This window comes from Streptococcus sp. 5346, from assembly GCF_013277455.1.
Classification (GTDB): Bacteria; Bacillota; Bacilli; order Lactobacillales; family Streptococcaceae; genus Streptococcus.
The window spans coordinates 96,570-116,662 of the sequence record NZ_VMMY01000002.1 but is presented as its reverse complement, the minus strand read 5'-3'; the positions used below and the strand labels follow the sequence as shown (position 1 = coordinate 116,662).

Here is a 20,093-nt window from a genome sequence, read left to right as displayed (position 1 = left end):
ATGATTGATATTCAAGGATTGGAAAAGAAGTTTAATGACCGCGCGATTTTCTCTGGTTTGAATCTCAAGCTGGAGAAGGGCAAGGTTTATGCCTTAATCGGAAAGAGTGGGAGCGGAAAGACGACGCTGCTGAATATCTTAGGCAAACTAGAAAAGATAGATGGAGGAAGGGTTCTCTATCAGGGGAAAGATTTAAAAACCATTCCCACTCGTGAGTATTTTCGAGACCAGATGGGCTATCTCTTTCAAAATTTTGGCCTTTTAGAAAACCAATCAATCAAAGAGAATTTGGATTTGGGCTTTGTTGGTCAGAAAATCTCAAAAGTAGAACGTTTGGAAAGGCAAGTGGAGGCTTTAGAAAAGGTTAATTTAGGGTATTTGGATCTAGAACAAAAAATTTATACTTTATCTGGAGGAGAGGCTCAACGAGTTGCCCTTGCGAAGACTATTTTGAAAAATCCACCCTTGATTTTGGCAGATGAACCAACAGCAGCTCTTGATCCTGAAAATTCAGAGGAGGTTATGAATCTCTTGGTGGGCTTGAAAGATGAAAATCGAATGATCATCATTGCGACCCATAATCCCCTAGTCTGGAATAAGGCCGATGAAATCATTGATATGAGGGAGCTTGCTCATGTGTGAAAAAATTCGTATTCGCAGGGTATCTGATTATCCTAGCGCCAGAGGTGGTTTAGAAGATATTCTCATCATGGAAAATATTACCAATCATCTTCTTTTAGTTCAAATCCGAGTGAATGGCTATTTGCTTGATTTTGCTAGCATTGAAGGTCAAAGGCAAAAGCATTATCGTTTGAAAAATTTACCTCAAACGGTTGAACTGACAGTGGACGACGTGGAGGAGGATGTAGATTTGACCCTACCTGAAAATCGAAGTTATCAAGAAGCTGATTTTTTCGAACGGATGTTTCGAGAGAAGCGCTAAGTCCCCTTTTAAAGATTTTCAAGACTATCTTTCTTCATGAGGAAAGATAGTATTTTGGTATGATTTTCACCCCCAAAATACAAGGGGAATGTGTTACAATAGTAGTAACAGATATTAGAAAAGAGAATAGATGAGAATTGCAGATTATAGCGTGACCAAGGCAGTGCTGGAGCGTCACGGTTTTACCTTTAAAAAGTCCTTTGGGCAAAATTTCTTGACGGATACCAATATTCTTCAAAAAATCGTGGATACGGCTGAGATTGATGACCAGGTTAATGTCATCGAAATCGGGCCAGGGATTGGTGCCTTGACGGAGTTTTTGGCTGAGCGTGCAGCAGAAGTTATGGCCTTTGAGATCGACCACCGTTTGGTGCCTATTTTGGCAGATACCTTGCGTGATTTTGACAATGTGACCGTAGTCAACGAGGACATTCTCAAGGTCGATTTGGCCCAACATATCCAGAATTTCAAAAATCCTGACCTGCCAATCAAGGTAGTGGCTAATCTGCCTTACTACATCACAACGCCTATTCTCATGCACTTGATTGAAAGTGGCATTCCTTTTAGTGAGTTTGTGGTCATGATGCAAAAAGAGGTAGCTGACCGCATTTCCGCTCAACCAAATACCAAGGCTTATGGTAGCTTGTCGATTGCGGTGCAGTATTACATGACTGCCAAGGTTGCCTTTATCGTGCCTCGTACGGTCTTTGTGCCAGCGCCAAATGTGGATTCAGCTATCTTGAAAATGGTGCGTCGTCCAGAGCCAGCCGTAGCAGTGGAAGACGAGAACTTTTTCTTTAAGGTTTCCAAGGCAAGTTTCACCCATCGCCGAAAGACCTTGTGGAACAATTTGACAGGTTACTTTGGCAAGACCGAGGAAGTCAAGGGCAAGTTGACCAAGGCTCTAGACCAGGCAGGATTGTCACCAAGTGTACGTGGGGAAGCTCTCAGCTTGGCAGAGTTTGCTAGCCTAGCAGACGCGCTTAAAGGGCAAGGACTCTAAGATGCAGGGACAAATTATTAAGGCCTTGGCAGGCTTCTACTATGTAGAGAGTGATGGCCAGGTCTATCAAACACGCGCGCGTGGGAATTTCCGTAAAAAAGGCCATACTCCTTACGTTGGGGACTGGGTCGATTTCTCTGCCGAGGAAAATTCAGAAGGCTATATTCTCAAGATTCACGAACGCAAAAATAGCCTAGTCCGTCCGCCTATTGTCAATATTGACCAAGCTGTGGTGATCATGTCTGTCAAAGAACCTGATTTCAACAGCAATTTGTTGGATCGTTTCTTGGTTCTTTTGGAGCACAAAGGCATCCATCCCATCGTCTATATTTCCAAGATGGACCTACTGGAAGATAGAGGGGAACTGGATTTTTACCAGCAGACTTATGGTGACATTGGCTATGACTTTGTGACCAGTAAAGAGGAATTCCTTCCTTTGTTAACAGGCAAGGTTACAGTCTTTATGGGGCAGACAGGTGTTGGGAAGTCAACTCTTCTCAATAAAATCGCACCAGATCTCAATCTTGAAACAGGAGAAATCTCAGACAGTCTGGGTCGTGGGCGCCATACCACTCGAGCTGTTAGTTTTTACAACCTTAATGGGGGCAAAATCGCGGATACACCAGGTTTTTCATCACTGGATTATGAAGTGACAACGGCGGAAGACCTCAATCAGGCCTTTCCAGAGATTGCCACTGTCAGTCGAGACTGCAAATTCCGCACTTGTACCCATACCCATGAGCCTTCTTGTGCGGTCAAGCCAGCTGTAGAAGAAGGAATTATTGCCACCTTCCGTTTTGACAACTACCTGCAATTCCTCAGTGAGATTGAAAATCGCAGAGAAACTTATAAAAAAGTCAGCAAAAAAATTCCAAAATAAGGAGAAACCTATGTCTCAATACAAGATTGCTCCGTCAATTCTGGCAGCAGATTATGCCAACTTTGAACGTGAAATCAAACGCCTAGAAGCAACTGGGGCAGAGTATGCCCATATCGATATCATGGATGGTCATTTTGTACCGCAAATCAGTTTTGGTGCGGGTGTGGTCGAATCTCTTCGTCCTCATAGTAAGATGGTTTTCGACTGCCACTTGATGGTGTCAAATCCTGAGCATCATTTAGAGGACTTTGCGCGTGCAGGTGCGGATATTATCAGTATCCATGTGGAAGCAACGCCTCATATTCATGGTGCCCTCCAAAAGATTCGTTCACTCGGTGTCAAGCCTTCGGTTGTCATTAACCCTGGTACGCCTGTCGAGGCGATTAAGCACGTCCTTCATCTAGTTGACCAAGTTTTAGTCATGACAGTTAACCCAGGCTTTGGTGGTCAAGCCTTTCTACCAGAGACCATGGATAAGGTCCGTGAGTTGGTTGCTCTTCGTGATGAAAAAGGCTTGAACTTTGAAATCGAAGTGGATGGCGGGATTGATGACCAAACTATTGCTCTAGCCAAAGAAGCTGGTGCGACCGTTTTTGTAGCAGGTTCCTATGTCTTTAAGGGAGATGTCAATGAGCGAGTACAAACTCTCAGAAAACAACTGGACTAGGGTTGCCGTTTTTGCAGGCGGAGATCGCGGTCATTATCGGACAGACTTTGATAGTTTTGTCGGTGTGGATCGAGGCTCGCTCTGGGTCTTGGAAGAAAATCTGCCTCTTGCTCTGGCGGTTGGAGATTTTGATTCTGTCACTGCAGAAGAGCGACAGGTGATTCAAAAACGTGCTCAGCATTTTGTCCAAGCCCGACCAGAAAAGGATGATACAGATCTGGAATTGGCTCTCTTGACTATTTTTGAGAAAAATCCTCAGGCTGTGGTCACTATTTTCGGTGCTTTGGGTGGTCGTATCGACCATATGCTGGCCAATGTTTTTCTTCCTAGCAACCCCAAGTTGGCGCCTTATATGCGCCAGATAGAAATTGAGGATGGGCAAAATTTGATTGCCTATTGTCCAGAAGGGATCAGTCAGCTACATCCCCGTTCAGACTATGACTATCTAGCTTTTATGCCGGTTCGGGATAGCCAGCTGACCATTCGCGGAGCTAAGTATGAGTTGACAGAGGAGAATTTTTTCTTTAAAAAAGTGTACGCTTCTAACGAATATATAGATAGGGAAGTGTCGGTGACTTGCCCAGATGGCTATGTGGTCGTGCTGCATAGCAAGGACAGGAGGTAGGATGGAAAGTTTACTTGTTCTATTATTGATTGCCAACCTAGCTGGTATCTTTCTGATTTGGCAAAGGCAGGATAAGCAGGAAAAACATCTCAGCAAGAGTTTGGAGGATCAGGCAGATCACTTGTCAGATCAGTTGGATTACCGCTTTGAACAAGCCAGACAAGCCAGCCAGTTAGACCAAAAAGATTTGGAAGTGGTTGTCAGCGACCGCTTGCAAGAAGTGCGAATGGAATTGCACCAAGGTCTGACGCAAGTCCGTCAAGAAATGACAGAGAGTCTCCTCCAAACCAGAGACAAGACCGACCAACGCCTCCAATCCTTGCAGGAATCAAATGAGCAACGTTTGGAACAAATGCGCCAGACAGTCGAGGAAAAGTTAGAAAAGACCTTGCAGACGCGCTTGCAAGCTTCCTTTGAGACAGTTTCCAAACAACTGGAGTCTGTCAATCGTGGCCTTGGAGAAATGCAGACAGTTGCCCGTGATGTTGGTGCCCTCAATAAGGTTCTCTCTGGAACCAAAACGCGAGGGATTCTGGGAGAATTGCAACTGGGACAAATCATCGAAGACATCATGACCCCTGCCCAGTATGAACGAGAATATGCAACGGTTGAAAACTCTAGTGAACGAGTGGAGTATGCTATCAAGTTACCTGGTCAAGGCGACCAGGAATACGTCTATCTGCCAATTGACTCTAAGTTTCCACTAGCAGATTATTACCGCCTAGAAGAAGCCTATGAAGCAGGTGACAAGGACGAAATTGAACGCTGTCGTAAGTCGCTCCTAGCAAGCATCAAACGATTTGCCAAGGATATCAAGAGCAAGTACATAGCACCACCTCGGACGACCAATTTTGGAGTCCTGTTTGTGCCAACAGAAGGTCTCTACTCAGAAATTGTGCGCAATCCGGTCTTCTTTGATGATTTGAGACGGGAAGAGCAGATTATTGTTGCAGGTCCAAGTACCCTATCAGCCCTGCTCAATTCCCTATCAGTTGGTTTCAAGACTCTTAATATCCAAAAGAGTGCCGACCATATCAGTAAGACTCTTGCCAGCGTCAAGACCGAGTTTGGCAAGTTTGGTGGCATTCTGGTCAAGGCACAAAAGCATCTCCAACATGCCTCTGGCAATATTGATGAATTATTAAACCGTCGTACCACAGCTATCGAGCGGACGCTCCGTCACATTGAGTTGTCAGAAGGTGAGCCTGCGCTTGATCTACTCCATTTCCAAGAAAATGAGGAAGAATATGAAGATTAGTCACATGAGAAAAGATGAGCTATTTGAAGGCTTTTACCTAATCAAATCAGCTGACCTGAGACAAACTCGCGCTGGGAAAAATTACCTAGCTTTTACCTTCCAAGATGATAGTGGCGAGATTGATGGAAAGCTCTGGGATGCTCAACCTCATAACGTTGAGGCCTTTACTGCAGGTAAGGTTGTCCACATGAAAGGACGCCGAGAAGTTTATAACAACACCCCTCAAGTCAATCAAATTACTCTCCGCCTGCCTCAACCTGGTGAACCCAATGATCCGGCTGATTTCAAGGTCAAGTCGCCAGTTGATGTCAAGGAAATCCGAGAGTATATGATTCAGATGATTTTCAAAATAGAAAATCCTGTTTGGCAACGAATTGTCCGAAATCTCTACACCAAGTACGACAAGGAATTCTACTCCTATCCAGCTGCCAAGACCAACCACCATGCCTTTGAAACGGGTTTGGCCTATCATACGGCGACCATGGTGCGTTTGGCAGATGCTATTAGCGAAGTCTATCCTCAGCTCAATAAGAGTCTGCTCTATGCTGGGATTATGCTACATGACTTAGCTAAAGTCATTGAGTTGACGGGACCAGATCAGACTGAGTATACAGTGCGAGGTAATCTTCTTGGGCATATCGCTCTGATTGATAGTGAAATTACCAAGACAGTTATGGAACTCGGTATCGATGATACCAAGGAAGAAGTCGTTCTGCTTCGTCACGTCATCCTCAGTCACCACGGCTTACTTGAGTATGGAAGCCCGGTTCGTCCACGTATTATGGAAGCAGAGATTATTCATATGATTGATAATCTGGATGCAAGCATGATGATGATGTCAACAGCTCTGGCTTTGGTGGATAAAGGAGAGATGACCAATAAAATCTTCGCTATGGACAATCGTTCCTTCTATAAACCAGATTTAGATTAATAATTTAAGAAAAATGAGCATTTTTTAGGATAAGAATGTTCGTTTTTTTATGTGAATATGGTATAATAGATAAAATATCAAAATTAAATGAAGTAGGAAATAGAAATGAAATTAAGAAGAAGTGATCGGATGGTTGTCATTTCCAACTATTTGATTAATCATCCTTATAAACTAACTAGTCTCAATACTTTTGCTGAAAAGTATGAATCTGCTAAATCATCCATCTCAGAAGATATCGTGATTATCAAACGAGCCTTTGAGGAAATCGAAATTGGTCACATCCAGACTGTAACTGGGGCTGGCGGAGGTGTTATCTTTACACCGTCTATTTCGAGTCAGGATGCTAAGGAAATGGTTGAAGACTTACGTGCCAAGTTGTCAGAAAGTGACCGTATCTTGCCAGGTGGCTACATCTACCTGTCTGATTTGCTTAGCACACCAGCCATCTTGAAAAATATTGGTCGCATTATTGCCAAGAGCTTTATGGACCAAAAAATTGACGCGGTTATGACAGTAGCGACTAAGGGTGTTCCGCTTGCAAATGCAGTTGCCAATGTCCTCAATGTTCCCTTTGTCATTGTGCGCCGTGACCTGAAAATTACCGAAGGTTCAACGGTTAGCGTCAACTATGTATCCGGTTCAAGTGGTGACCGCATTGAGAAAATGTTCCTTTCAAAACGCAGTCTCAAGGCAGGCAGTCGTGTCCTGATTGTGGATGACTTCTTAAAAGGTGGAGGAACGGTCAACGGGATGATCAGTCTCTTGCGTGAGTTTGATTCAGAACTGGCAGGTGTTGCAGTCTTTGCGGATAATGCCCAAGAAGAACGTGAAAAGCAGTTTGATTACAAGTCACTCTTGAAGGTCACCAATATTGATGTCAAGAACCAAGCCATCGATGTCGAGGTTGGCAATATCTTTGACGAAGACAAATAAGAGATAGAACTAAAGGTTGGAACGATTGTCCCAGCCTTTCTTTGCAAATAGAATAAAAGGAAGCTTATGAAAACACCATTTATCAATAAAGAAGACTTAGAAAAGATTGTTGCCGAGTTCCCAACTCCCTTTCACTTGTATGATGAGAAGGGGATTCGTGAGAAGGCAAGGGCCGTCAACCAAGCCTTTTCGTGGAATAAGGGCTTTAAGGAATATTTTGCAGTTAAGGCTACTCCAACACCAGCTATTTTAAAAATTCTCCAAGAGGAAGGTTGTGGCGTGGACTGCTCTAGTTATGTGGAGCTTTTGATGAGTCATAAACTGAATTTCCCTGGTTCTGAGATTATGTTCTCTTCCAACAACACGCCAGACAAGGAATATGCCTATGCGCGTGAATTGGGTGCGACCATTAACTTGGATGCCTTTGAAGATATTGAACATCTGGAGCGAGCAGCAGGCATTCCAGAAATCATCTCATGTCGTTACAATCCTGGAGGCGTTTTTGAACTGGGGACAGACATCATGGACAATCCTGGAGAAGCCAAGTTTGGCATGACCAAGGACCAGCTCTTTGAAGCTTTTGCTATCTTGAAGCAAAAAGGAGCTAAGACTTTTGGGATTCACTCCTTTCTAGCGTCCAATACCGTCACCCATCTCTATTATCCAGAGTTGGCGCGTCAGCTCTTTGAATTGGCTGTTGAAATCAAGGAAAAGTTGGGCATTTCGCTAGACTTTATCAATCTTTCTGGCGGTATTGGTGTCAACTATCGTCCAGACCAGGAGCCAAATGATATCGCCTTGATTGGTGAGGGGGTTCGTAAGGTGTATGAAGAGGTCCTTACGCCAGCAGGTCTTGGTCAGGTTAAGATTTTTACTGAATTGGGTCGTTTTATGCTGGCACCTCACGGTGCTTTGGTCACAAGAGTCACTCATAAGAAGAACACTTACCGTACCTATCTCGGTGTGGATGCATCAGCAGTCAACCTCATGCGTCCAGCTATGTACGGAGCTTATCATCACATTACTAACGTGACCCATCCAGATGGACCAGCTGAAGTGGTAGATGTGGTTGGTTCACTCTGTGAAAACAATGATAAATTTGCAGTGAATCGCGAACTGCCTCATACAGAAATCGGTGATTTGCTGGTAATTCATGATACAGGTGCTCACGGTTTTTCAATGGGCTACCAGTACAACGCCAAACTTCGTTCTGCGGAAATCCTCTATACCGAAGAAGGTAAAGCCCGTCAAATCCGCCGTGCAGAGCGCCCTGAGGACTACTTTGCAACCTTGTATGGTTTTGATTTTGAAGAATAAAATGATAAGTAATTGAAAATGAAATTGAAAAACAGATTGCTTTCTAAAAAATAGGCAAAAATCTTGTTTTTCTTTCAAGTCATGATATAATAAAACTATAAAACGTTTTCAAGGAAGGTAACGATATGTCTGAAGAAACAATTGATTATGGACAAGTGACAGGAATGGTGCATTCGACAGAAAGCTTTGGGTCAGTAGATGGGCCTGGTATTCGCTTTATTGTCTTTTTGCAGGGCTGTCACATGCGTTGCCAGTATTGCCACAACCCTGACACTTGGGCGATGGAGTCCAATAAATCGCGTGAACGGACGGTAGATGATGTCTTGACAGAGGCCTTGCGCTACCGCGGTTTCTGGGGAAATAAGGGTGGGATTACAGTCAGTGGGGGAGAAGCCCTCTTGCAGATTGATTTCTTGATTGCCCTCTTCACTAAGGCTAAGGAACAAGGAATCCACTGTACTTTGGATACCTGTGCCCTTCCTTTCCGTAACAAACCACGTTACCTTGAGAAGTTTGACAAACTCATGGCTGTCACTGACTTGGTCCTCTTGGATATCAAGGAAATTAACGAAGAACAGCACAAAATTGTCACTAGCCAAACCAATAAAAATATCTTGGCCTGTGCCCAGTATCTATCAGATATTGGAAAACCTGTCTGGATTCGCCACGTGCTAGTTCCGGGATTGACAGACAGAGATGATGACTTGATTGAACTTGGTAAGTTCGTCAAGACCCTCAAAAATGTTGATAAGTTTGAAATTCTGCCTTATCACACTATGGGTGAGTTCAAATGGCGTGAATTGGGAATTCCATATTCACTCGAAGGGGTTAAACCACCAACAGCAGACCGCGTCAAGAACGCTAAAAAACTCATGGATACCGAAAGTTATCAAGACTATATGAAACGTGTACATGGATAAAAAAGAAGCCTGATGGAAACATCGGGTTTTTAAGTTTATATAAATATCTATAGATGAATAGAATAGACTTAGTGGCTGAAATTCTGGTAGATTAAAATAGAATGTGAACAAATCGATTAGGGAATTTAAAGCAATTCTTAACTGAAAGCAGATTTTCTATTCTAAGCATTTCAGCAGAAAAAATTAACATTTCAGAGAAAGTTATAACATAGACATCTGAAATAAGCTAAACTATTTGTATCAAGATAAAGGAGGAAGTTATGAAAGTATTTAAAAAGTTGTTCCAACGTCATACATGGAATTTCGGTATTGTTAGCATTAGCTACAAGGTCAATCGTCGCGTGACAATCTGATTTTGACTGAAAGCAAATTTTCTATTCTAAGCATTTCAGCAGAAAAAATGAACATTTCAGAGCAAGATTTAACATAGACATCTGAAATAAGCTAAACTATTTGTATCAAGATAAAGGAGGAAATTATGAAAGCATTTAAAAAGTTATTTAAACGTCATACATGGAATTTCGGTATTGTTAGCATTAGCTACAAAATCAATCGTCGCGTGACAATCTGATTTTGACTGAAAGCAAATTTTCTATTCTAAGCATTTCAGTAGAAAAAATTAACACTTCAGAGAAATTTTTAATATAGACATCTGAAATAAGCTAAACTATTTGTATCAAGATAAAGGAGGAAATTATGAAAGTATTTAAAAAGTTGTTCCAACGTCATACATGGAATTTCGGTATTGTTAGCATTAGCTACAAGGTCAATCGTCGCGTGACAATCTAAGTCTAACTGAAAGCAAATTTTCTATTCTAAGCATTTCAGCAGAAAAAATTAACATTTCAGAGAAAGTTATAACATAGATATCTGAAATCGGCTAAACTATTTGTATCAAGATAAAGGAGGAAGTTATGAAAGCATTTAAAAAGTTGTTCAAACGTCATACATGGAATTTCGGTATTGTTAGCATTAGCTACAAGGTCAATCGTCGTGTGACAATCTAATTTTGACTGAAAGCAAATTTTCTATTCTAAGCATTTCAGCAGAAAAAATTAACATTTCAGAGAAATTTTTAATATAGACATCTGAAATAAGCTAAACTATTTGTATCAAGATAAAGGAGGAAGTTATGAAAGTATTTAAAAAGTTGTTCCAACGTCATACATGGAATTTCGGTATTGTTAGCATTAGCTACAAAATCAATCGTCGCGTGACAATCTGATTTTGACTGAAAGCAAATTTTCTATTCTAAGCATTTCAGTAGAAAAAATGAACATTTCAGAGCAAGATTTAACATAGACATCTGAAATAAGCTAAACTATTTGTATCAAGATAAAGGAGGAAATTATGAAAGTATTTAAAAAGTTGTTCAAACGTCATACATGGAATTTCGGTATTGTTAGCATTAGCTACAAGGTCAATCGTCGCGTGACAATTTAATAAATAGAATAACTAGTCTAATTAGATTAGTTATCAATCAGAGGAGATTATAAAGTCTCTTCTGATTGATAACTAAAGGAGATAATAAAATGAGCATAAATTTATTTACAATTTTTAGGACAATATGGTTAAGATCAGAAACAAAATTTTTATTTGCTTTTTCTCTACTTCCATTAGTAGTTCCTCTACTGACAAATAGTCCAGATATGGAAGTTTTTTACGTAGCAGGAGATAATGCAAGTTTTAGTTTTTTTGTTAGCATTGTATTTCAATCACAATTTAAACTTGTTTTACCAACATTAATTTTTTCTTATATGATTTATTCTACTTTTCGAGATGAATTTAATTCTGGAATAATGTTTCTATACAAAGATTTACCGAAAAATAGAATTTTTCAAGCTAAATTATTTTCTTTAACGCTTTTATACTGTCTATATACTTTAGTTACTTTATGTACATCATTGATAATTTTCTTTTTATTTTTAAATAAATCAAATATGCTATTCTCAGGTGATGAATTGTTAAGTAGAGAAATCTTAAGCATTTTCAGTATATTCTCTTCTAATTTAGTATCTATTTTAATTATGTCTTATACCTCGCTAAAAACGAATAGAGCAGTAACAATAGTTATCTCAATTTTCTTTGTTTTAGCTTCAATACTTTCTTCTAAGATGGGATGGATGGGTTATCTATTTCCCAATGCGTATATATCGCTATCAAATGCAAGTGCTTTTACAAGTTTAGCTGCTATGTGTTTGTTGAGCATGGTCTATATTACAGTTTTCTATATTTTATCGTATAAAAAATTTAAAAAAATGGAGTTTTAGAGAATGAATGATAAAACGACAAAATTATCTACTGCGATAGTAGCTTTAGGAATTTTGATGTTATCTATTGTTTTATATAGTATTGCTATGACTGGCTTAGTTTTTGTAGAGAAAGAACAACTAGTCAGTGTTTATTTTTATCTTTTAGTTGTTTTAATGCCAGCTTGTTTTATCATACTCCCAAATTATATAGCCCAAAAATATAATTTGTATACTAGTTGTGAGATTAAATTTTCGTGGTATAAATTTATTTTTTTAACAGCCTTACTATTTCTTATAAATCTATTTTTTATTAAAGGCGAAGAATTTTGGCATCAAATGGTTATTGCTAGTTGTGAAGAGTTCCTGTTTCGCTATTGTTTATATCGTATTTTGCGAAATAATTTTTCTAAACCTCAGACATTACTAATATGCTCTTTACTATTTGGAATTTTACTACATTTGAATTATGACATTATAGATAATTTATTGATTCGGAGTCCAATTGGTTTTATACTAGGACTTGTGACTATGCGTTTTGGATTGCATTATTCTATTGCAGCGCATTGGTTTATAAACTTATTAGCTGCATTATTTCAATAAGGAGAAAATATGATTTCAATATTGTTACTTTGCTTGTATTATATAGTATCTACACTATTTTTATTATTTTATTTACCAAATTTATCAGTTATGATACTTGCTTTAATTTTGTATTTATTCCCGATTATTATTCATGGTTACGTATTATATAATAGTAAAAATAAAAAGGATTTAATTTATAAAAGTATCAGTTTGCCTATCATTTCAAGTGTGGCTTATATGATTTTTGCTATTTTGTCTGAAAAAATGTCTATTTGGAAAGTATTTGTAGAAAGAAATATCGTTGTATCAGATGAAATGACAGTGCAGATAGCTGAATCTCCTCTGGAGATGTCTCAGATTATTTTTGTGGTAATTTTATATCTTTCTATATCAATTGTTACTTACTATATGAAGAGTCAGAAAAATAAAAAAGGGAGTGAAAAATGTTAACAATTCATAATTTATCTAAAAAATTTGCAGGAAATGATTTCTATTCATTGAAAAATGTTAATTTGGAAATAAATAAGGGAGAAATTGTGGGATTGATAGGTAAGAATGGGGCAGGAAAATCCACCCTCATGAAATTAATCGCCAAATCCCTGAAGCCGACGGAAGGTGAAATTTATTATAATGAAGTTGAACTGAGTTCAAAAGATTGTTTGCTTCAGGATGTAGGTATTATGATTGATCCGGTATTTTATCCTGAAATGACAGTTGAAGATAATCTAAAATTTTATTTGAGATTGCATAACAAAAAGGAACTTTACAAAAATATTGAACCGACATTGAGATTAGTAGAGCTATGGGAAGTAAGGAAAAGAAAACCGAAGAATTTTTCTTTTGGAATGAAGCAAAGAACAGCTTTAGCAATAGCTCTTGTTGCAGAACCTAATTTTTTAATTTTAGATGAACCCTTTGTAGGATTGGATCCAATAGGTGTTCAAAAATTGATTCTTATTTTGAAAGAATGGGCTAGTCAGAGAAAGATATCGATGTTGATATCGAGTCATCAATTGAGTGAATTAGAATCTCTGTGTGATCGTTATGTATACATAGAATCTGGTTGTTTAGCTGATGAATTTTCTAAACCATCTGGAAGAGATGTATTGATTGAGTTGATAGATGATGTAAACAGTTCAATCCTGGAATCTTATCTGTCAGATACTGTTTATTTAGAGGATCAGTATTTAGTCCTTTCTGCGCAATGTAGTAGAGAAGAATTAAATAAAGTCTTGCAATTTTTGGGTGAAAAACAGATGATTTCTTCTATTAGTATGAAAGAAAATCAGTTAAAGGATATTTTTATGGAAAGGTAGTGAAATGAAAGATATTTTTTTGGCTGTATTAAGCACAACATGGAATAGAAAAGAAAGTAAGCTATTTTTACTTTTTAGTCTAATTCCTATTCTATATTTAGCTTCTACATTTATGGAAACAAGTTTTATGAATGTAACTTCAATAGAAACTGGCGCAAAATTAAGTTTTTTAGAAATGTATGATGGTATTTTTAATCTTTCTTTTAATTCAACTCTACCAACCTTATCCTTATTTCTACTAATTTTGTCTGTAGTGAGAAGTGATATAGAACTACACCGACTTTTCTTATATAAGGATATAGAGAGGAAAAAGATTTTATTATCAAAAATACTCAGTATACTCTCTTTATTTGCTTTATTTGTTTTGATTTTTTCTTTGCTAATGTTTGGTGTTTATTATTTAAGAGTTATCCATCTTCCCTTCGCTTCAGGAGAATTTTTAGGTCAGGATAGTTTGTTGGCTATATTCTCTATTTTTGGAACGATTTTACATCATGTCTTTTATATATTTCTACTAACTATGATATCGCTGTTTTTCAGTAATATTGCAAGTATTGTAAGTGGCATTATTCTACTTATTTTTACAGGGATTTTACCTCTATTTGGTAAAATTGGTTTGATTTTCCCAAATGGTTTTCGTTTATTAGCTGAGGAGGGGAATTTTCACTTAGCCTATATTGGAATTATTTCAATAACAACATTCTACTCACTTATTCTATTTTATTTTAGCTTAAAGAAATTTAGAAAGGTAGAATTTTAAAATGATAAAGCAAAAACAGTTTTATCAATATTTATTTCATTGTTTAGACAAACCAAGGTTCTTTATAGGTTTGTTCTTAAGTTTTATTAGCGCAGGAATGGGATTATTGATTCCTCAGTTTATAGGGAAAATGATGGATATGTCATTTTTGACATTTATTTTATCAAATCCGCTAATGCTAATAGGGATGCTATTATTCTTTTTATCTGTTTATACTTTACAGGCGATATCTTCTTATTTACTGGGAATGAGTGGAAATCAGGCTATGAAAAAGATGCAGGAAAGTCTTCATAGGAAAATTTTATCTTTATCAATAACAGATGTTGAAAGATATCAAGCAGGAGATTTATCAAACCGATTAACAAATGATATGTCGGTGGTATTAAAATTAATTTCGGTAACTTTTCCACAGGTCATTATGAATCTATTCATTATTGTGGGGACTGCTTATTTTTTAGTTTCAATTAATTTTTATTTAACGCTAGTTAGTCTAGTACTAATATTGTGCCTATTATTTGTAACGCTTCCTATAAATGCTAAACTAGAAATGTGTTTTTTGGATCATCAAAATTTATTAGGGAGATTAGCAGGAGATTTAGGTCATAAATTTTCTAAGTTCAGATTAATAAAGTCAATGAATGGTGAGAAGCAAGAAATAAAGATTATGTCTAAAGTTTTTTCTGAACTTTTCAAGAATTTTAGAAAAATATTAGCAATTTCCTCTTTTCAAAGTGCCTTGTTAAATAGTGTAATCATGTTTTTCATTTTAATTATTATCTTAATAGCTGGATGGCAAGTTCAGGAAGGAATAATGACGATAGTGACACTGACTACTTTCATTATCTATGTCATGCAGTTACTGGAGCCGACTTCTGAATTAATTCAGTCTTTAGATGATTTTGCTGAAGTAAAAGGGGTAGGAACACGTGTAGTAGAGTTATTTAATTTAGCTTCAGAAGATAATAATTTCTCTTATACAGAAGTGAATGACTTCTCTATTTCCTTTGATGCTGTTTCTTTCAGTTATTCAGAACAAGAAAAACGTGTAATAGATAATTTAAGCTTTCACATTTCATCTGGGCAACATGTTGCGATTATAGGTCCAAGCGGTTCAGGTAAGACAACTCTTTTTTCTTTATTGATGAAATTTTATCAATACGATGCAGGAGAGATATTGATTGGGGGAAAAAGATTAAGGCATTTGTCTTCGGAGAATGTTCGTGATTTGATTAGTTATACTTCCCAAGATAATACTTTATTTCATGGAACTCTAAGAGAAAATTTGAGTTATGGAAAAAATAGTAAGGTATTGGACGAGAGGATGTATTTTGTTCTAAAAGAATTAGATCTTCTTAGCTTGATTAATCAATTGCCTAAAGGTTTAGAGAGTCATATATCTGATTCTGGTCAAGGTTTATCTGAAGGTCAGAAGCAGCGATTTAATATAGCACGTTCATTAATGCTTCCGAGTGATATCTATTTATTTGATGAAATTACTGCAAGTTTGGACGTAGAAACTGAGCGAATTATTACGAAGGCTGTGAACTCATTGACTGAAGGAAAGACACGACTAACAATTGCTCATCGATTATCAACGATTCGTGAAGCTGATATAGTGTTTGTTTTTGACGAGAATGGAAGAATTGTAGATAAGGGTAAACATGAGGAATTACAATTAAGAAATACTAGTTACCAAAGTTATCTACAGGAACTAAATTAAAGACATTAGAAAAAGTAGTTAAGAAATTTCTGATAGAAAAATTCTTAACTACTTTCTTCTTATCTCGAACGTTGTTTTCCAGCGTTGCGATTTTTGTGTTTTTTCTTGCTTGTGATAGCAGTTGGTTGTTCAGGAGTAACGTCTTTTCGTCCATTTGGTGTTGAGAAAGAACGTGCTTTTGGTGGGTTCTTGGCTAGTTCTTCACGGACTTTTTTGCGAAGTTTTGGACGAACGATATAGTTGACGATAAACTGTTGGAGAATCATCATGAAACCACCGACAACCCAGTAAAGTGTGACACTGGCTGGTGAGATGAGGGAGAAGCCGGCAATCATGACTGGGCTCACGTAAGCCATTTTCTTGATTTGATCTCTTTGCGTTTCATCTTCTACTCCGTGAAGTGAAAGGAGTGATTGAAGATAGTAAAGGACACCAGCGCAGGCAGCTAAAATCATACTTGGAGAGCCTAGAGGAATTCCTAGGTAACTTGCTTGAGCAACACCTTCAGTATATTGGGCAGCAAAGTAAATTGCAGAGAAGAAAGGCATTTGAAGGAGGATAGGGAAACATCCTACACCACCAAACATGCTGATGCCGTGTTCTTTTTGAGCGGCAAAGAGAGCTTGTTGGGCTTCGAGTTTTTCTTCTTGAGTAGTAGCTTCCTTGAGACGAGTTTGATGTGGCTCAAGGACGTGCTTGAGGGCGTTCATCTTTTCAGAGTGAAGCGTTGCCTTCCATGATTGGTAGATACCAAGTGGCAAGATAATCAAGCGCACGATAATGGTTACGATGATGATAGCGACACCAAAGCCTAGACCTTGATCAGTAGCGAAGTACTTGATAGCTTCAGCCATAGGCGCTCCGATAGTATTCCAAATAAATCCTATTGGCTTTCCTGTGGCTTTATCGACGCTAACACAGCCAGTCAAGACAAGCAACATAGCCACTCCCATAGCCGAGAGTGCAAAACGTTTAATAGATTTCACTGTTTTTATTCCTTCTTTAAAAATTATACCTTTCTATTCTACTGTTTTTTTGCAAAATATACAATAGTTCTAGAGACCTAATTTGCGATTTTAAAGTCAGGGTAAGGAGGAAAGTTACTTAGTTTGACATCTAAGTAGCTGACTTTTGAAAAAGGAGTTGGTCCTTTTCGAATTTCTTGGATAAATTTCGCCATGATAGCAGATGAGTCTGCTTGGGCTAAGATTTCGACTGTGCCATCGTCGTTATTCCATACCCGACCTGTGATGCCACCAATTTCAAGTGCCAAGCTGTAAACACCCCAACGAAAGCCGACTCCCTGCACCCTGCCTTGGGCAATCATTCTAACCTTTTGCATACCAAACCCCTTTGATTGTGTTATAATATTTCTATGACTATTATAACCTCAAAAGCCAATTCTGTGGTAAAAAATGCCAAGAAATTACATCAAAAAAAATACCGCAAGTCTGCCTATTTAATTGAAGGCTGGCACTTGTTTGAAGAAGCTGTCCAAGCTGGAGTGATGATTGAGAAAATCTTTGCCCTAGAAAATTACCGAGATCAGTTAGCTGCTTTTCCGCAAACTGTCTGGGTGTCAGAGGATATTTTGCTAGATTTGGCGGATTCTCAGACTCCACAGGGAATTGTTGCGGTGGTTCAAAAAGAAGAAGTAGGGCAAGCTGACTTTAGTCAGGGCAAGTTCTTGTTTTTGGAAGATGTGCAAGATCCTGGTAATGTGGGAACTATCATTCGGACTGCGGATGCAGCAGGTTTTACTGGAGTAATTGTTTCAGATAAATCGGCAGATATTTACAGTCTCAAGACTCTACGTTCCATGCAAGGCAGTCATTTTCATCTGCCTATTTACCGGATGTCTAGTCAAAGGCTTCTCGAGGGAGCTAAAGACGCAGGTATCTCAGTGCTGGCAACAACCCTATCTAAAGATTCTGTTGATTACAGGGAACTGCCTCCTATAGAAAATTTTGTACTAGTCATGGGAAATGAGGGTCAAGGAATTAGTCCCCTCATGGCTGAAAGTGCAGATCAATTGGTCCATATTAGCATGAAGGGTAAGGCAGAGAGTTTGAATGTTGCCGTTGCAGCAGGTATCTTGATTTTCCATTTAAGCTAATTTTAACTTTCTTTGTTATAATCAAGGAAAGACATTCATAGAAAAGGAGAAAAGATGAATCACACTATTATTCACGACCGCGCAGGTCTCAATCAATTTTACGCTAAAGTCTATGCCTTTGTTGGTCTAGGAATCGGACTATCCGCTTTGGTATCAGGCCTTATGTTGACGGTCTTTCAGTCTCAGTTGGTTTACTTTTTGATGCAGGGGCGTCTCTGGTTGACCATTGCTACTTTTGCGGAGTTGGCCTTGGTTTTCGTTGCCAGTAGTATGGCTTCAAAGAATAGCCCAGCGGCTCTTCCAGTATTTTTGCTTTACTCAGTATTAAATGGCTTTACCCTCAGTTTTGTGGTGGCCTTCTATACTCCAGGTACGGTTTTGTCTGCCTTTGTATCAAGCGCCCTTCTCTTCTTTGTCATGGCGGCAGTCGGTATGTTCACTAAGAAAGATTTGAGTGGGATTGGTCGTGCTATGATGGCAGCCCTCATCGGTTTGATTATTGCTATGATAGTCAATATTTTCTTGGCTAGTGGCTTCTTTGATTATATGATCAGTGTAGCCATGGTCTTGGTCTTCTCTGGGCTGATTGCTTGGGACAACCAAAGAATTCGTCTCGCTTATGAACAATCACAAGGTCGTGTAGCGACAGGTTGGGTTGTGTCGATGGCTCTCAGTATCTATCTTGATTTTATTAATCTCTTCCTAAGTATTTTACGTATCTTCGGTCGTAATGACTAAAGGTCTATGAAATCAGTGTTTTGAATGACACTGATTTTTTTTAAAATTTCTCTTTTCTTTTCTTGGAAATAGGTGTATAATGCTTTTAATTAATTTTTTGAGGAGTAGCCTATGAAGAAAAGTTTTATCCACCAACAAGAAGAAATTTCCTTTGTCAAAAACACTTTTACCCAGTATTTGAAAGATAAGTTAGAAGTTGTCGAAGTTCAAGGTCCTATCTTGAGCAGGGTCGGTGACGGGATGCAGGACAACTTATCAGGTGTGGAGAATGCCGTATCGGTCAAGGTTCTCCAAATCCCTGACGCTACTTATGAAGTGGTGCACTCCCTTGCTAAATGGAAACGCCATACCTTGGCTCGTTTTGGTTTCGGTGAGGGTGAAGGTCTTTTCGTCCACATGAAGGCCCTTCGTCCAGACGAAGATTCGCTGGATGCGACTCACTCTGTTTATGTTGACCAGTGGGACTGGGAGAAGGTTATCCCAAATGGTAAGCGTAACATCGCTTATCTAAAAGAAACAGTTGAGAAGATTTACAAGGCTATTCGCCTGACAGAGCTAGCTGTTGAAGCTCGCTATGACATCGAATCTATCTTGCCAAAACAGATTACTTTCATCCACACAGAAGAGTTGGTAGAACGCTACCCAGATTTGACACCGAAAGAGCGTGAAAATGCTATCTGTAAAGAATTTGGTGCTGTTTTCTTGATTGGTATCGGTGGTGAATTACCAGACGGTAAACCGCACGATGGACGTGCACCAGACTATGATGACTGGACAAGTGAGTCTGAAAATGGCTACAAGGGTCTAAATGGTGATATTCTTGTTTGGAATGAGTCTTTAGGTGGAGCCTTTGAGTTGTCTTCTATGGGGATTCGTGTAGATGAAGAAACGCTTCGCCGTCAGGTCGCCATCACAGGTGATGAAGACCGTTTAGAATTGGAATGGCACAAGGCTTTGTTGAACGGCCTATTCCCATTGACAATCGGTGGAGGAATTGGACAATCTCGGATGGCCATGTTCCTACTTCGCAAGAAACACATCGGAGAAGTGCAAACAAGTGTTTGGCCTCAAGAAGTCCGCGATACTTACGAAAATATTTTGTAGAGAATCGAACCGCAAGGTTCGGTTTTCT

The 20,093-nt window shown here is 38.7% G+C and carries 22 protein-coding genes; 20 read left to right on the top strand and 2 right to left on the bottom strand.

What is annotated here, in order from left to right:
- The 17 genes from HT732_RS01640 to HT732_RS01560 all read left to right on the top strand — a co-directional run bounded on the left by HT732_RS01640 (nt 1) and on the right by HT732_RS01560 (nt 16,107).
- Nucleotides 1-642, top strand: a complete 642-nt coding sequence (locus tag HT732_RS01640; RefSeq protein ID WP_000565529.1) for an ABC transporter ATP-binding protein — start codon at nt 1-3, stop codon at nt 640-642.
- A complete protein-coding gene (locus tag HT732_RS01635; RefSeq protein ID WP_173253747.1) occupies nt 635-943 on the top strand; it encodes a hypothetical protein in 309 nt (102 codons plus the stop codon). Before HT732_RS01640 ends, HT732_RS01635 begins: the two co-directional genes overlap by 8 nt.
- A 130-nt stretch (nt 944-1,073) precedes the next feature.
- A complete protein-coding gene (gene rsmA / locus HT732_RS01630; RefSeq protein ID WP_173253746.1) occupies nt 1,074-1,946 on the top strand; it encodes a 16S rRNA (adenine(1518)-N(6)/adenine(1519)-N(6))-dimethyltransferase RsmA in 873 nt (290 codons plus the stop codon).
- A gap of 1 nt (nt 1,947) precedes the next feature.
- Complete coding sequence (rsgA, locus tag HT732_RS01625) at nt 1,948-2,826, top strand: ribosome small subunit-dependent GTPase A (protein ID WP_173253745.1); 879 nt, start codon at nt 1,948-1,950, stop codon at nt 2,824-2,826.
- Between the two features lie 10 nt (nt 2,827-2,836).
- A complete protein-coding gene (rpe, locus tag HT732_RS01620) occupies nt 2,837-3,493 on the top strand; it encodes a ribulose-phosphate 3-epimerase (RefSeq protein WP_173253744.1) in 657 nt (218 codons plus the stop codon).
- Nucleotides 3,456-4,118 carry a thiamine diphosphokinase gene (locus HT732_RS01615; protein WP_173253743.1) on the top strand — a complete coding sequence of 221 codons (663 nt, stop codon included), beginning with the start codon at nt 3,456-3,458 and terminating at the stop codon, nt 4,116-4,118. The genes rpe and HT732_RS01615 overlap by 38 nt, the downstream gene beginning before the upstream one ends.
- 1 nt (nt 4,119) lies before the next feature.
- On the top strand, nt 4,120-5,376 hold the full coding sequence (locus tag HT732_RS01610; protein WP_173253742.1) for a DNA recombination protein RmuC: 1,257 nt from the start codon (nt 4,120-4,122) through the stop codon (nt 5,374-5,376).
- A complete protein-coding gene (locus tag HT732_RS01605) occupies nt 5,366-6,307 on the top strand; it encodes a 3'-5' exoribonuclease YhaM family protein (RefSeq protein WP_173253741.1) in 942 nt (313 codons plus the stop codon). Before HT732_RS01610 ends, HT732_RS01605 begins: the two co-directional genes overlap by 11 nt.
- A gap of 105 nt (nt 6,308-6,412) precedes the next feature.
- A complete protein-coding gene (gene purR / locus HT732_RS01600) occupies nt 6,413-7,240 on the top strand; it encodes a pur operon repressor (RefSeq protein WP_025169708.1) in 828 nt (275 codons plus the stop codon).
- Between the two features lie 66 nt (nt 7,241-7,306).
- Nucleotides 7,307-8,557 (top strand): diaminopimelate decarboxylase, encoded by a 1,251-nt coding sequence (locus tag HT732_RS01595; RefSeq protein ID WP_173253740.1) that lies wholly within the window; start codon nt 7,307-7,309, stop codon nt 8,555-8,557.
- 125 nt (nt 8,558-8,682) lie between these two features.
- A complete protein-coding gene (gene pflA / locus HT732_RS01590) occupies nt 8,683-9,477 on the top strand; it encodes a pyruvate formate-lyase-activating protein (RefSeq protein ID WP_001288288.1) in 795 nt (264 codons plus the stop codon).
- A gap of 1,532 nt (nt 9,478-11,009) precedes the next feature.
- Nucleotides 11,010-11,747, top strand: coding sequence for a hypothetical protein (locus HT732_RS01585; protein WP_173253739.1), 738 nt, complete (start codon nt 11,010-11,012; stop codon nt 11,745-11,747).
- A gap of 3 nt (nt 11,748-11,750) precedes the next feature.
- Nucleotides 11,751-12,329, top strand: coding sequence for a CPBP family intramembrane glutamic endopeptidase (locus HT732_RS10150; protein ID WP_191994434.1), 579 nt, complete (start codon nt 11,751-11,753; stop codon nt 12,327-12,329).
- A 9-nt stretch (nt 12,330-12,338) separates the two neighbouring features.
- Entirely contained in the window at nt 12,339-12,761 is a 423-nt protein-coding gene (locus HT732_RS01575; RefSeq protein WP_173253738.1) for an Msa family membrane protein, read from the top strand.
- Nucleotides 12,755-13,627 carry an ABC transporter ATP-binding protein gene (locus HT732_RS01570; protein ID WP_173253737.1) on the top strand — a complete coding sequence of 291 codons (873 nt, stop codon included), beginning with the start codon at nt 12,755-12,757 and terminating at the stop codon, nt 13,625-13,627. The genes HT732_RS01575 and HT732_RS01570 overlap by 7 nt, the downstream gene beginning before the upstream one ends.
- 4 nt (nt 13,628-13,631) lie before the next feature.
- Entirely contained in the window at nt 13,632-14,387 is a 756-nt protein-coding gene (locus HT732_RS01565) for a hypothetical protein (protein ID WP_173253736.1), read from the top strand.
- 1 nt (nt 14,388) lies between these two features.
- Nucleotides 14,389-16,107: an ABC transporter ATP-binding protein gene (locus HT732_RS01560; RefSeq protein WP_173253735.1), complete on the top strand. Its 1,719-nt coding sequence runs from the start codon at nt 14,389-14,391 to the stop codon at nt 16,105-16,107.
- Between the two features lie 59 nt (nt 16,108-16,166).
- Here the strand turns inward: HT732_RS01560 and yidC are convergent, their stop codons facing one another.
- Nucleotides 16,167-17,093, bottom strand: a complete 927-nt coding sequence (yidC, locus tag HT732_RS01555) for a membrane protein insertase YidC (RefSeq protein ID WP_000835962.1) — start codon at nt 17,091-17,093, stop codon at nt 16,167-16,169.
- A 77-nt stretch (nt 17,094-17,170) separates the two neighbouring features.
- On the bottom strand, nt 17,171-17,449 hold the full coding sequence (locus HT732_RS01550; RefSeq protein WP_001174612.1) for an acylphosphatase: 279 nt from the start codon (nt 17,447-17,449) through the stop codon (nt 17,171-17,173).
- 33 nt (nt 17,450-17,482) lie between these two features.
- Between HT732_RS01550 and HT732_RS01545 the strand changes: the two genes are divergently transcribed.
- The 3 genes from HT732_RS01545 to asnA all read left to right on the top strand — a co-directional run bounded on the left by HT732_RS01545 (nt 17,483) and on the right by asnA (nt 20,065).
- Nucleotides 17,483-18,223 carry an RNA methyltransferase gene (locus tag HT732_RS01545; RefSeq protein ID WP_173253734.1) on the top strand — a complete coding sequence of 247 codons (741 nt, stop codon included), beginning with the start codon at nt 17,483-17,485 and terminating at the stop codon, nt 18,221-18,223.
- Between the two features lie 54 nt (nt 18,224-18,277).
- Complete coding sequence (locus HT732_RS01540; protein WP_173253733.1) at nt 18,278-18,961, top strand: Bax inhibitor-1/YccA family protein; 684 nt, start codon at nt 18,278-18,280, stop codon at nt 18,959-18,961.
- A gap of 111 nt (nt 18,962-19,072) precedes the next feature.
- On the top strand, nt 19,073-20,065 hold the full coding sequence (gene asnA / locus HT732_RS01535) for an aspartate--ammonia ligase (protein ID WP_000748003.1): 993 nt from the start codon (nt 19,073-19,075) through the stop codon (nt 20,063-20,065).
- Nucleotides 20,066-20,093: the final 28 nt, after the last annotated feature.